At 63.8% G+C, this 12,585-nt stretch carries 10 protein-coding genes; 4 read left to right on the top strand and 6 right to left on the bottom strand.

Annotated elements, in window-relative coordinates; translation table 11 throughout:
- Positions 1-101: 101 nt before the first annotated feature.
- Positions 102-803, bottom strand: coding sequence for a Crp/Fnr family transcriptional regulator (locus CA2_RS12535; RefSeq protein WP_042417652.1), 702 nt, complete (start codon positions 801-803; stop codon positions 102-104).
- On the opposite strand from CA2_RS12535, the gene CA2_RS12530 reads away from it, so the two are divergent.
- The 3 genes from CA2_RS12530 (at position 802) to CA2_RS17245 (ending at position 5,433) form a co-directional block, all read left to right on the top strand.
- A complete protein-coding gene (locus CA2_RS12530) occupies positions 802-3,129 on the top strand; it encodes a TonB-dependent receptor (protein WP_081888990.1) in 2,328 nt (775 codons plus the stop codon). The two genes, CA2_RS12535 and CA2_RS12530, sit on opposite strands and share 2 nt — an antisense overlap.
- Positions 3,130-3,146: 17 nt before the next feature.
- Positions 3,147-4,382: an MFS transporter gene (locus tag CA2_RS12525; RefSeq protein ID WP_042417649.1), complete on the top strand. Its 1,236-nt coding sequence runs from the start codon at positions 3,147-3,149 to the stop codon at positions 4,380-4,382.
- A 208-nt stretch (positions 4,383-4,590) separates the two neighbouring features.
- On the top strand, positions 4,591-5,433 hold the full coding sequence (locus tag CA2_RS17245) for a siderophore-interacting protein (RefSeq protein ID WP_169741476.1): 843 nt from the start codon (positions 4,591-4,593) through the stop codon (positions 5,431-5,433).
- An 83-nt stretch (positions 5,434-5,516) separates the two neighbouring features.
- Here the strand turns inward: CA2_RS17245 and CA2_RS12515 are convergent, their stop codons facing one another.
- Both CA2_RS12515 and CA2_RS12510 read right to left on the bottom strand, forming a co-directional pair.
- Positions 5,517-6,020: a putative toxin-antitoxin system toxin component, PIN family gene (locus tag CA2_RS12515; RefSeq protein WP_042417646.1), complete on the bottom strand. Its 504-nt coding sequence runs from the start codon at positions 6,018-6,020 to the stop codon at positions 5,517-5,519.
- Between the two features lie 3 nt (positions 6,021-6,023).
- Entirely contained in the window at positions 6,024-7,307 is a 1,284-nt protein-coding gene (locus CA2_RS12510; protein ID WP_042417643.1) for a THUMP domain-containing class I SAM-dependent RNA methyltransferase, read from the bottom strand.
- A 152-nt stretch (positions 7,308-7,459) separates the two neighbouring features.
- Between CA2_RS12510 and CA2_RS12505 the strand changes: the two genes are divergently transcribed.
- Positions 7,460-9,286 (top strand): methyl-accepting chemotaxis protein, encoded by a 1,827-nt coding sequence (locus tag CA2_RS12505; protein WP_042417641.1) that lies wholly within the window; start codon positions 7,460-7,462, stop codon positions 9,284-9,286.
- Positions 9,287-9,477: 191 nt separating this feature from the next.
- Here the strand turns inward: CA2_RS12505 and CA2_RS12500 are convergent, their stop codons facing one another.
- The 3 genes from CA2_RS12500 to lptA are packed head-to-tail and all read right to left on the bottom strand — an operon-like array spanning position 9,478 to position 12,517.
- Positions 9,478-11,058 carry an RNA polymerase factor sigma-54 gene (locus tag CA2_RS12500; protein WP_042417640.1) on the bottom strand — a complete coding sequence of 527 codons (1,581 nt, stop codon included), beginning with the start codon at positions 11,056-11,058 and terminating at the stop codon, positions 9,478-9,480.
- Positions 11,059-11,108: 50 nt separating this feature from the next.
- Positions 11,109-11,879: an LPS export ABC transporter ATP-binding protein gene (gene lptB / locus CA2_RS12495; protein ID WP_042417637.1), complete on the bottom strand. Its 771-nt coding sequence runs from the start codon at positions 11,877-11,879 to the stop codon at positions 11,109-11,111.
- Positions 11,879-12,517, bottom strand: a complete 639-nt coding sequence (gene lptA / locus CA2_RS12490) for a lipopolysaccharide transport periplasmic protein LptA (protein WP_042417727.1) — start codon at positions 12,515-12,517, stop codon at positions 11,879-11,881. The genes lptB and lptA overlap by 1 nt, the downstream gene beginning before the upstream one ends.
- Between the last annotated feature and the right edge of the window lie 68 nt (positions 12,518-12,585).

Raw genomic sequence — 12,585 nt, 5'->3', positions numbered from 1 at the left:
GCCAGCCCAAGGCTTGTGCACCACGCCGGCCTGTCTCCAAATCACAAAACCGTAGCTAGCAGCGCTTGACAGGCAAGCGTTAGCAGCCAATTTCATTCAAATCACACCAAGCCACGCATGGCATTCCAGTCCAGCACCTTGATACGGCGATAACCCACGTGAATCAGTCCCTGAGCCTCCAGCGTCGATAGTGCCTCACTCAGGCGCGACCGCGAGACTTGGCACAGCTCGCTGAGCTCTCCTTGCGAGACCTGAATCTCTCGGCTTTGTGGCGTCGGAAAGTTGCGCGGTGTCAGCAGTGCTGCCAGACACTTCGCCACTTTGACGGGGGTATTGCCTTCTTGCTGGGCCGCCACCAAATCCATGAGCTGTTGGTTGCGCTCGGCCATCAGCTCTTGCAAAAAGAGCCCAAACGCCAAGTAGTTGCAACGTAAATGGTCAAAGCAGGAGCGCGGCATGCTCACGGCGGTGAGTGTGTGCAATGCCACCGCATCACAGCTGTGCCGCGCTGCACCCAAAATCAATGGTGCCTCGCCAATCCAGCCACCCGCCGTGCAGCCCACCGTCACCGCACGTCCTTCCGCCGTCGTCAAACACAGCTTGGCTGCGCCGCCCATGACACCCACCCATGCTGTGGGCGCATCGCCACGCAGCCACAACGCTTGCCCCGGTTGATAGCAGTGCACACGCAGTTGCGGCAGCACGTCCGCCTGCATCACATCCGCAGGGATGCAGTCAGCCCAAATGCACTCACGCCAATGTGCGTAAAGGTCATGCTGCGTCCAACTCTTGGGCTGATTCATGCAATTGTTCCGTAAAGAAAAAATTATTGAGAACCATTCTCATACATTCGCATGCAATCCGCTATTTCCCTCTACAACAGACCACATGGCTATGACGCCCTCTTTCTCTGCACCACGCAGTGCTATGCACGCTTTGCGCCTGACCCCGCTCGCCTCCGCCACGGGGTTGATGCTGATGCTCTGCACCCCGGCACACGCACAATCCAGCGCCCCAGAGCCCCAGGTGATGGGTGTACAGACGGTGTCTGTCTCACGTCTGGGGCAAACCCGCGCGGAATTGGCTGCAACCGTACAAGTCATCGACAGCGAAGCCTTGAATGCGCAGATCCAGACAGGATTGAACCTTAAAGAAGCGCTGGGCCACCTCGTGCCGGGCATTGACCTCGGTAACCAAGGGCGCAGCGGTTTTGGGCAAAACCTGCGTGGCCGCCCCATGCTGGTGATGGTGGATGGGGTGTCTCTGAACTCCTCACGGGGTACTGCACGCCAACTCGACGCCATTGACCCCTTCCATATTGAACGTATCGAAGTACTCTCCGGTGCATCTGCGCTATACGGGGGCGGTGCCACCGGCGGCATGGTCAATATCATCACCAAAAAAGCGGCAGATGCCCCGTCCCGCTTCACCAGCGAAGTCGGGATGGTCAGTGGCTTGAACGCCAGTGATGACCGCCAATTGCGCGTTGCGCAGTCCGTCAGCGGCGGCAACGAGACCGTGCAAGGTCGCCTGGGCATTGCCGTGCAAGACAACGGCAGATTTTTTGACCCCAAAGGGCAGGCCGTCCGCTCTGACATCACGCAAACCGATTTGCAAGATACCCGCAGCATGGATGTGATGGGCAATCTGCAATTCAACCTTGGCGCAGGGCAAAGCCTGGATCTCAGCGCACAGTACTACCGCAACAAATTCGAGGGCAGCAGCTACCTGTATGCCGGCCCCAACTTTGCCGGTATTTACGGCCAGCAACCCGGCCTTCTGGAACAGCGCGAGGGGTTCAGCAGCGATGTGGTGCCCATGACCGAACGTGCCATGTTCAATGCCAACTACCACGCAAGCGACGTACTGGGCGGACACGATTTCTACCTGCAAGGATTCTGGCGGCAGGAAGAGCTGGACTTTGCCCCCTTCCCCGATCCACGCTACGTATCCGCTTCGCACCAGAACACCGATGTGTGGGGCTTCAAAGCAGCGCTGGCCAAAAACATCGGTGACCTCTCCGTGCGCTACGGGCTGGACTGGGATCGCGAGAACTTCGACTCCAGCATGACGCTGTTTGACCGCGCTCAATCCATGGCCAGCGGTGGCTTGATCAATCGCAAAATCGGCACCACCGGCCGCTACCCCGACTACCGCGTGGACAGCAAGGCCCTCTTCGGCCAACTGGATTGGAAGCTCTCCCCACGCACGACGTTGTCTGCAGGCCTGCGCCACCAGCGCATGGGCTTGGATGTCAACGATTTTGTGGCCGCCACCCAGCAGGTCTATATGGCGCTGGGCATGGGTCAAACAGCCGATGCAGTGCCCGGCGGCAGTGCAGACTACAACGTCACCTTGTTCAACCTTGGCGCACACTTCAAACCGATGGAAGGCCACAGCACGTGGCTGAACTACGCCGAAGGCTTTGAGCTGCCCGACCCCGGCAAGTACTTTGGTGACGGCAGGTATAACTTGGTGGGTACACACTGGCAGCTGGTGCAAGGCATTGACCCCAGCTCTGCACCCCTCAAAGGCATCAAAACACGCCAAGTGGAATGGGGCTGGAAGGGACAGCAAGGCCCGCTGAATTTCCAAACAGCACTGTTCTATGCCTGGTCCGACAACTCCATTGAGTTAAACCGCACCACCTTGCTGATCGACGTGCTGGAGAAAAAGCGCCGTAACTTTGGCTGGGAAGGCAGTGTGAACTACGCCTTGAGCCGCGAATGGGGCATTGGCGGCTCTTGGCTGCTGATTCAGTCACAAGAACGCAAAGATGGAGACTGGAAGCGCCAAGGCATTGACATGGCCAGTCCGTCGAAATTGACACTGCACACGGACTACCAGCAAGGCAGCTGGCAGGCACGCGTACAGGCCACGCACCAGCGCACACTCCGCGATGACAACCAGCAAGCCATCAAGGGGTTCACCACTGTGGATCTGCTGGCAAGCACACAACTTGGCAAAGGTCGGTTGAGCGTCGGCATCCAGAACCTGCTGGACCGCAAATACCTGACCACTTGGTCGCAACGCGCCGCCTATATTTACGGCGCATCCGCCACACCAGAAACCTTTGCCTACTATGGCCGTGGCCGCACCTTCTCGGTGAACTACACCGTGAATTATTGATAGCACCGTGCGCTGAAATGTCCTCGACCCTCCGCCTTGCCCCTTCGTCACCCACACGCACTTGGGCCACGATTGCTGCGCTGTATCTGGCGCAAAGCGTGCCGTCCTACCTGCTCATCATGGCCGTGCCCGCAGCGCTGCGCGCCAGCGGCATGAGCCTGACCCAGGTAGGCCTGCTGTCGGTGCTAATGCTGCCGCTGATGCTCAAGTTTCTGTGGGCACCGTGGGTGGATCGCAAAAGCTGGGGAAGGCTGGGGCACCGCCGCGGCTGGATTGTGATCACACAGTTGAGCTGCTGCGCAGCCATTGCGGCGCTGGCTTGGGTGCCGCCCAGCAGCATCACCGCCCTGCTGGTGGTGGGCATGGTGATTGCGCTGTGCATTGCCACGCAAGACATTGCCACCGATGGCTATGCCACCAGCATCTTGCACAACCAAACCCAGCGCGCCACGGGCAACGGCATTCAAGCTGCCGCAGTGGCTGCAGGGGTGCTGGTGGGCGGGATGTTGTCCATGCAACTGTTTGAGCATTGGGGCTGGCAGGCCACGCTGCTGCTGATGGCAGGCCTGTGTCTGCTGCCGCTGCTGGCCTTGCCCTGGATGCAAGAGACCCATGCCGCCGCACCACCCTGCATCCGCGCAGAACGACCCAGCATCTTGCGACTGCTACGGCGCCCAGGTATCTGGGCTATTTTGCTTTTGGCCATGAGCTATCGCCTGAGCGAAGGCATGGTGCGTTCCATGGAAAGCAGCTACATGCTGGCCAAAGGCATCAGCCTGAGCCAGGTAGGCACACTCAGCGGTACCGCCGCCGTCACCGCCGGTTTGCTCGGCAGTGTGGTGGCCGCTTGGTGGTTGCGCCGCAGCAGCCAGTTGACCGTGTTACTGGGGCTTTGCGTGATCCGTGTGGGCTGCTATGTGCTGTTTGGGATGCATGCCAGCGGCCACCTGGGCGGCAGCGAAGTGCTGGTCGTCCTGGCACTGACGCTGAGCATGTTGCGCTATATGGAAATGGTAGCGCTCTACGCTTTATTCATGGGCGCTTCCTCGCAAAAACAACCTGGTACTGATTTCAGCGTGTTTGTCTGCGCCGAACTGTTCACTTACATGGTCAGCTCTATGGCGGGCGGAGCGATTGCGCAGCAGCTGTCTTTCACCGGCTTGTTCGCTGTCGCCACGGGTTTGGGCGTGATGTCGTTGGTGCTCACCCCCACCTTGTTGCGCAAAGCCCAGCACGGGTTGATGGAGCACTGATATGACCCTACATTTCCACGTGCAAGCACGTATGCCCCATGCCCCAGCGTTTTTGGCATGGCTGCAAAGTCATCTGGAGGCCGAGGGGGTGCTACTGCACCCCTCCCCCCAAGGCCTGACGCTGCACATGCCCCAAGTGGGCACCTTGGCATTTCACAGCCGCCATGCAGAAGGGTTTCACTGCGACATTGACGCCGTGGATGACCGCATGGCCGAACTGATTCAGCTCTCGCTGGACGAACATGCCCAAGAGTTTCTGACCGATCACGGCGCTTCGGCTTCTGCCTTGCAGCTGGAGTGGCACGGTCTGCCCACAGCAGATCTGCGCTACCGTTTTCAGGTTGTGCAAATCATCGCAGTAACCGACATCACCCCCCATATGCGCCGCGTGCGGCTGGCAGTACCTGTCATGACCGCGTTGGCAGATGATGGCCTGCATGTGCGTTTGCTACTGCCGCCGCCCAACGCCACCGTACAGTGGCCGCAGCTCAACGCGCAGGGCCGCCTGCAGTGGGCTGCAGGCCAAACCCCGTTGCCGCAGCGCATCTACACCATTCGCCAGTACGACACGCGGACGCAATGGGTGGACATCGACATCGTGCGCCACGACCATGATGCTCCCGGTGCGCAGTGGCTGGCACAGGCCAAGCCGGGCGACCACGTGGGGTTGCTGGGGCCCTCTGGCGGCCACCTTCCCCAAGCCCCCCACCTGCTGTTGGTGGCGGACATGACTGCCCTGCCTGCCGCCTTGCGCATCGCACAGCAGCAAGGCACACGTGGCAGTTGCTGGCAACTACTGGCGCTAGCCACCCACGCGGGTGACACGGCCTACATCCCCGCTGCTGCACATGTGCAGTGGCATGTGGGCGATATCGCCAGCCAACCCGCTGCCGTACAGCATTGGCTGCGCGCGCAAGCGGCCTCTGCGACCGCCGATACCCAGCTGTGGTTAGCGGGCGGGAAAGCACTGGTTCAAGCCACCAAAACCGCGCTCAAAACGCATCCGCTGGCAACAGGGATCGAGCACAAACTCGCGGTGTACTGGCAATAAAAAAAAGGATGTGACTTTCATCACACCCTTCACATACTTTTGATAGCTGCTAGCGCTTGCTGGAAAAGCGCTAGCAATTTAACTCAAACCTCAGTCACCGCCTCTACGGCCTCTGCCGTTTCCAGCAGCAAGATATTGCCCACGGTCGCACCGTAGTGCTGAACCACGCGCTTGCGCTGCTTGAGCACGGCCTTGTCCTTGCTGACCAGCAGGGCCTGGTGCTGGCTGGCCAGGTCCAGGAAATGCTGGTCGTCGGGATCGGTGCAGGTGAAGCGGATTTTGGGCGCCGCGGCCACATAGCTCACCGCCGCGTCGAAGGCCGCCAGCACGCCCTCGGCGGTCTTGCCGTAGAAGGCCACGCGCGGCGCGATCTGGCTGTAGTGCAGCACGCGCTCCAGCTCGATGCGCTGGGCCTGGTCGGCAATCCAGCGCACGGCGCCCTGCGCCACCAGTTCGCGGATGGGCGGGATGTGCGGATCGTCAAAGATCAGCATGTCCAGCACCACGTTGGTGTCCAGCACCAGCGGACGCGGCCAGGGGCCGGTGTAGCCGGCGTTGCAGGCCGGCCACTTCAGCACGATTTTCATGGCTTAGCCCTCGTCGGATGGGCGTTGTGCGCTCTCATCCTTGCGGGGCTTGACCGCGCCCTTGATCAGGTCGAAGCGGAACAGCCGGCATTCGATGGGGCCGTTCCACATCGGCGTGCGGCGCGTCTCCTTGAGGCGCATCTTGCCGGGCAGCTTGAGGTCGGGCGTCAGCAGCCAGGCCTGCCAGCCGCTGTAATGCTTCTTCCAGTGGGCGGCCAGCTGGTCAAAGAAATCGACGCCGTCTTCGGTCTGCGCGGTTTCGCGGCCAGCGCGCTCGACCACGCCCATGCGCTCGGCCGCGTTGCGGCCGGCGCTGCCGGCGGCGGCAATGCGCTCGCCATACGGCGGGTTCAGCAGCATCACGCCGGGCTGCTCGCAGGGCGGCATGCGCTGCAGCGCATCGCCGCCGCGCAGCTGCAGGGTCTGGCCGACGCCCGCACGTTCGGCGTTGCGCTGGGCAAAGTCGACCATGCGGTGCGACACGTCCGAGCCGTAGATGGGCACGGGGCTCTCGTCCAGAATCTGGGCCTCGGCCTCGTCCAGCATGGCTTCCCAGACATGCTTCTGGAAGGGCACCAGCTTCTCGAAGGCAAAGCGGCGCAGGATGCCGGCCGGGATCTTGCGCGCGATCTGCGCGGCCTCAATCACCACCGTGCCGCTGCCGCAGCAGGGGTCGTACAGCGGCTGCGGGTTGGAGCCGTGCGGGTTCCAGCCGGTGGCTGCGATCATCGCGGCGGCCAACGTTTCCTTGAGCGGGGCATCGCCCTTGTCCTCGCGCCAGCCGCGCTTGAACAGCGCCTCGCCCGTGGTGTCGATGTACAGCGTGCAGCTGTCCGTGGTCAGGTGCATGTGCACGCGCACGTCGGGGTGGTGGGTTTCCACGCTGGGGCGCACGCCGTTGCGCTTGGCGCGAAAACGGTCGGCAATCGCGTCCTTGACGCGCAGCGCGGCGAAGTTCAGGCTGGTCAGCGGGCTGTGCTGGGCCGTGACCTCGATCTTGAAGGTTTCCTTGGGCGAGAACCAGATCTCCCAGGCCACCTCGCTGGCGGCGCGGTACAGGTCGTTTTCGTTGCGGTATTCGGTGAACGACAGCTCCACCAGCACGCGCTGGGCCAGGCGGCTGTGGAGGTTCAGCAACAGGGCGTCGCGCCACATGGCGCGCACCAGCACACCGCCACGGCCAGTGAGCACATCCTCCGGGCCGACGCCAGTGATGGCGCGGACCTCATCGGCCAAGAAGCCCTCGACGCCGGCGGCGCAGGGCAGAAAAATTTGCAGGGCATTCATAAGTAGTGCTGCGGAGGATACGCGTTGCCGCCAGGAATTGCTTGACGCAATTTTTTACACCTGTAACTTTGCAGATCGCGCTTGATCCCGTTCAATTTCCGTCGAAATAGCAGCCAGAATCACTTTGTTACATCTCCTTTCGGGATTCCTCGATGTTCCAGAGTCTGCGCGCCCGCCTCATCGGCATTTGTGTTGCCATCACTGCGCTGTCCCTGTTGGCGCTGGCAGTGCCCACCTTCCTGCTGGTGCGCAGCAACACCCTGGAGAGCCTGGACCAGCGCATCCACCAGCTCACCCAGGTCTATGCCGGCGAGCTGACCGAATGGGTCAAGGAAAAGCAGCGCATCACCAGCTCCATCAAGGCCGCCGTGCCCCAGGCCGAGCCCGTGCCCGCGCTGCTGGCGGCCAAACAGGCCGGCGCCTTCGACGATACCTACTTTGTGTTTGCCGACAAGCGCCACGTCTTCAGCCACCCGATGCCCGAGAACTACGACGGCACGGCGCGCCCCTGGTACCAGCAGGCGGTGCGCGAAGGCAAGGCGGCGCTGACGCCGGCCTACGTTGACGCCAGCACCAGCAAGCTGACCATCAGCTTCGTGGAGCCCGTGGTGACCAACGGGCAGACCGTGGCCGTCGTCGGCTCGGACATGCACCTGGACACGGTCTCCCGCAAGGTGACCAGCATCCAGCCCACCCCCAAGAGCTTTGCCTTCCTGCTGGACGGCCAGGGCAACATCCTGGCGCATGCCCAGGCGGACCTGGTGCTCAAGCCCATGAGCGCCCTCGCGCCGGCGCTGACGCCGGCCCTGATCGAGCAGCTGACCCAACAGGGCCAGAGCGCGAACGTCACCATTGGTGATGCCGAGCAGATGCTGTATGCCGCCAAAGTCGAGGGCACGCCCTGGGTGCTGGCCATCGGCATCGACCGCGCCGAGGCCACCGCGCCGCTGCGCCACCTGCTGCAGGTGGCGGCGGCCATCACCGCGCTGTGCCTGGTGGCGGCCGTGGCCCTGGTGTCGGTGGTCGTCAGCCGCCAGCTGCGCCGTCTGGCCATGGTGCGCGATGCGCTGGAAGACATCGCCTCGGGCGAGGGGGATCTGACCGTGCGCCTGGACAACAGCGGCAAGGACGAGCTGGCACAGATCGCCACCGCCTTCAACCACTTCGTGAACAAGATCGCCGCCGTGCTGCTGCGCATCCGCACCGCCTCGGAATCCGTGCGCCTGGCCAGCCAGGAAATCGCCATAGGCAACCAGGACCTGTCCTCGCGCACCGAGCAGCAGGCCAGCTCGCTGGAGGAGACCGCCGCGGCGATGGAACAGCTCACCGCCACCGTGCAGCAGAACGCCGAGAACGCCCGCCAGGCCAACCAGCTGGCCAGCAGCGCCTCCTCCGTCGCCTCGCACGGCGGCAGCGTGGTCGGCCAGGTGGTGCAGACCATGGGCGGCATCGACGCCGCGTCGCGCAAGATCGTCGACATCATCGGCGTGATCGACAGCATCGCCTTCCAGACCAACATCCTGGCGCTGAACGCCGCCGTGGAAGCGGCGCGGGCCGGCGAGCAGGGCCGCGGCTTTGCCGTGGTGGCCGGGGAGGTGCGCACCCTGGCCCAGCGCAGCGCCGCCGCGGCCAAGGAGATCAAGCAGCTGATCGACGACTCGGTCAACCAGGTCAACACCGGCAGCCGCCTGGTGCAGGAGGCCGGCGCCACCATGCAGGAAGTGGTGGACAGCGTGCGCCGCGTCACCGCCATCGTGGCGGAGATCAGCCACGCCAGCCAGGAGCAGAGCAACGGCATCGGAGAGATCAACGGCGCCGTCAGCCAGATGGACCAGGGCACGCAGCAGAACGCCGCCCTGGTGGAACAGGCCACCGCCGCCGCGCAGTCGCTGCAGCAACAGGCGCACCAGCTGGCCGAGGTGGTCGGCGGCTTCAAGCTGGACCACGCGCCCGCCACGCAGGCCCTGGCCCTGCGCTGACGCACCGCCGGGTACGCACTACGCGTGCCCGCAGGGTTCTAAAAAAGAGCTGCTTGCGCGCTTGCCAAAAAGGGTTCAGATGGTTTTCCATCTGAACCCTTTGTCTATGGAGCGCCAGCAGCTCTCTTTTTGATGATTGACCGCTGTGTCGGGCCTGCCCCACCGGCTGCCCCCACCGGACCGTCACGCGTCTACAGCGCCTTGCGCAGGTTGGCCGGAGCGATCTTCAAGGCCTCGCGGTACTTGGCCACGGTGCGGCGCGCGCACTCGATGCCCTGCTCCTTGAGCATGTCCGCGATCTGGCTGTCGGACAGCGGTTTCTTCGGGCTCTCGGCCGCGACGAACTGCTTGATCAGCGCGCGCACCGCCGTGCTGGAGGCATTGCCCCCGGTCTCCGTGCCCAGGCCCGATCCGAAGAAGAACTTCAGCTCGTAGGTGCCGTGCGGCGTGGCCATGTACTTGGCCGTGGTCACGCGGCTGATGGTCGATTCGTGCAGGCCCAGCTCGTCGGCAATGTCGCGCAGCACCAGCGGGCGCATGGCCAGCTCGCCGTGCACGAAAAAGTTCTTCTGCCGGTCGACGATGGCCTTGGACACACGCAGGATGGTGTCGAAGCGCTGCTGCACGTTCTTGATGAACCAGCGCGCCTCCTGCAGCCGCTGCTGCAGTCCGGCGTGCCCGTCACTGCCCTTGTGGCTACGCAGGGCGTTGGCGTAGACGTCGTGCACGCGCAGGCGCGGCATCACGTCCGGGTTCAGCTGCACGCTGAACTGCGCCAGGCCATCGCCCCCCTTGCGAGCTGTTTTCTTGACGATCACGTCGGGCACGATGATGTGGCGCTCGACATCGGTGAAGCGCCGCCCCGGCTTGGGCTCCAGCCGGGCGATGACGCCCAGCGCGGCGCGCACCTTGGCCTCGGGCAGGCCGCAGGCCTGCATCAGCTTGCGCACATCGCGCCGCGCCAGCATTTCCAGCGGCTGGGCGCAGACCTGCAGCGCCACCCCCAGCATCTCGTCCTGCGGGTCCTCGCGGTGCAGGTGCAGCAGTTGCAGGCGCAGGCATTCGGCCAGGTCGCGGGCGCCCACGCCCACGGGCTCCAGCGACTGCAGCAGACGCAGGGCCACGGTGAAGCGGTGGACCAGCTCGTCCAGCTGCTCCAGGTCGTCGGTGCCGGCCAGGCCCTCGGCCAACTCCTGCAGCGGGTCCTCGAGGTAGCCATCGTCGTTGAGGTTTTCGATCAGGAAACGCAGCGCATAGCGGTCGATCTCGGACAGGCGCAGCGACAGCGCCTGCTGGTGCAGAAAATCGGTCAGCGACTCGTGCGCGCCCGCCAGATCCAGGGCCGTGGGGGCATCCTCGTCGTCATTGCGGTTGCCGCGCGCCGGGGCGTCGCCGCCCCATTCGCTGTCGTCGTGCGCGATGTCGACGCTGCCGTCGCCCTCCCAGTCGCTGGGCACGTCGCTGTCGGGCGCCGAGGATTCCTGGTCTTTTTGGCCTTCAGCGCTGGCTGTGCCTGCGCTGTCTGCTATGGAATATGGTGTTTCGTCGGCCGAGGCGCCCTCGTGCTGGGCGGGCTCGTCCGCGGCCTGCAGGCCGAACTCCTCGCGCGGGGCGTCGTCCGAGGCCAGCTCCAGAAACGGGTTGTCGTCGAGCATCTGCTCGACTTCCTGGGATAACTCCAGGGTGGACAGCTGCAACAGCCGGATGGATTGCTGCAACTGCGGCGTGAGCGCCAGATGCTGTGAGACCCGCAGTGACAAACCTGGCTTCAACGCTGTACCCCCTCGAACTTTCTTGTGATTGCCGACGCTGCCGGGCCAGACTACATGCGGAAGTGCTCGCCCAGGTAGACCCGGCGCACATCCGGGTTCTCGACGATCTCCTCGGGTGTGCCCTGGGCGAGTACTGTGCCATCGCTGATGATGAAGGCGTGGTCACAGATACCCAGTGTTTCGCGCACGTTGTGATCGGTAATCAGCACACCGATGCCGCGTTCCTTGAGGAAGCCGATGATGCGCTGGATCTCGATCACGGCGATCGGATCGATGCCGGCGAAGGGCTCGTCCAGCAGGATGAAGCGCGGGTTGGAGGCCAGGGCGCGCGCGATCTCCACACGGCGGCGCTCGCCGCCGGACAGCGCCAGCGACGGCGACTTGCGCAGGTGCTCGACGCGCAACTCCTGCAGCAGGCTGGTCAGCTGCTGCTCGATGGCAGCAGCACCCAGGGGCTGGCCGGCCGCATCCGTCTGCAGCTCCAGCACGGCGCGCACGTTGTCCTCGACATTCAGCTTGCGAAAGATCGAGGCTTCCTGCGGCAGGTAGGACAGCCCCAGGCGCGAGCGCTGGTGGATGGGCATGTTGCCCACCGACTGGCCGTCGATCAGGATGTCGCCGCCATCGCAGCGCACCAGGCCCACGATCATGTAGAACGAGGTGGTCTTGCCCGCGCCGTTGGGGCCGAGCAAGCCCACCACCTCGCCCTTTTGCACCGTCATGGACACGTCCTTGACCACCTTGCGGCTGCCATAGGTCTTGGCCAGGTGGCGCGCCTCCAGCTTGCTGGTGGCACGCGTGTCACGAGAATCTTCTGCCATCACTGTCCTTGGGAGTTCAGACCACCCGACGGCTGCAAGGGCTGGGCCGGTGCCGGCGCGGGGCTGCTGCCCGGCGTGGCCTTGGGCGCCAGGATGGCGCGCACGCGGCCGCCGGAGCCTGCGGGTGCCGACGAAGGCAGGTTGCTGCGCTTTTCGCCGTCGACCGTGAACACATCGGTCAGGTTGTTGTAGGTAATGACGCTGCCCATGATGTCGTCGCTGAGCTTGCCGCCGGTGTAGCGGCGCAGCTGGCCGCGGCGGATCAGCTTCACATCGTCGGTGCGGCCGTTGTACTCGATGACCTCGGCCTCGCCCTCGACAAACTCTTCGGGGGCGCCGGGCGCTGTGTCGCGTTTCTGGCGGAAGAAGGCGCGCTTGCCGGCTTCGGCCTTGACCACGCCGTGCTGGTAGCCTTCGCCGTCCTGGCGCACGTCCAGCTGCGCGCCGCGCAGCACGATGGAGCCTTTGGTCATCACCACATTGCCGGTGAACACGCTGGTCTGCTTGAGCTCGTCGTGGCGCAAGGCATCGGCTTCGATGTTCATGGGCTTGTCGCGGTCGGCACGCTCGGCATGCGCCACGCCAGAAGCCCCCGCAAGGGCAGTCAACAACAGGCAGGTGAGGAGTTTGGGTGTCATGGGCAGGGCACGTTTCTTGCTGGACATTGTAGTCATCCTGCCTCCCAAGCCCACAAAAAAGCCCGCGC

The organism is Comamonas aquatica NBRC 14918, assembly GCF_000739875.1.
Classification (GTDB): Bacteria; Pseudomonadota; Gammaproteobacteria; order Burkholderiales; family Burkholderiaceae_C; genus Comamonas; species Comamonas aquatica.
This window is presented reverse-complemented; position numbering and strand designations above follow the sequence as displayed.

Coding starts and splice junctions, on each gene's coding strand:
- lptB (WP_042417637.1), bottom strand. CDS start 11,879: ATGGCAGAAGATTCTCGTGACACGCGTGCCACCAGCAAGCTGGAGGCG.
- lptA (WP_042417727.1), bottom strand. CDS start 12,517: ATGACACCCAAACTCCTCACCTGCCTGTTGTTGACTGCCCTTGCGGGG.
- CA2_RS12510 (WP_042417643.1), bottom strand. CDS start 7,307: ATGAATGCCCTGCAAATTTTTCTGCCCTGCGCCGCCGGCGTCGAGGGC.
- CA2_RS12505 (WP_042417641.1), top strand. CDS start 7,460: ATGTTCCAGAGTCTGCGCGCCCGCCTCATCGGCATTTGTGTTGCCATC.
- CA2_RS12530 (WP_081888990.1), top strand. CDS start 802: ATGCAATTGTTCCGTAAAGAAAAAATTATTGAGAACCATTCTCATACA.
- CA2_RS17245 (WP_169741476.1), top strand. CDS start 4,591: ATGGCCGAACTGATTCAGCTCTCGCTGGACGAACATGCCCAAGAGTTT.
- CA2_RS12535 (WP_042417652.1), bottom strand. CDS start 803: ATGAATCAGCCCAAGAGTTGGACGCAGCATGACCTTTACGCACATTGG.
- CA2_RS12515 (WP_042417646.1), bottom strand. CDS start 6,020: ATGAAAATCGTGCTGAAGTGGCCGGCCTGCAACGCCGGCTACACCGGC.
- CA2_RS12525 (WP_042417649.1), top strand. CDS start 3,147: ATGTCCTCGACCCTCCGCCTTGCCCCTTCGTCACCCACACGCACTTGG.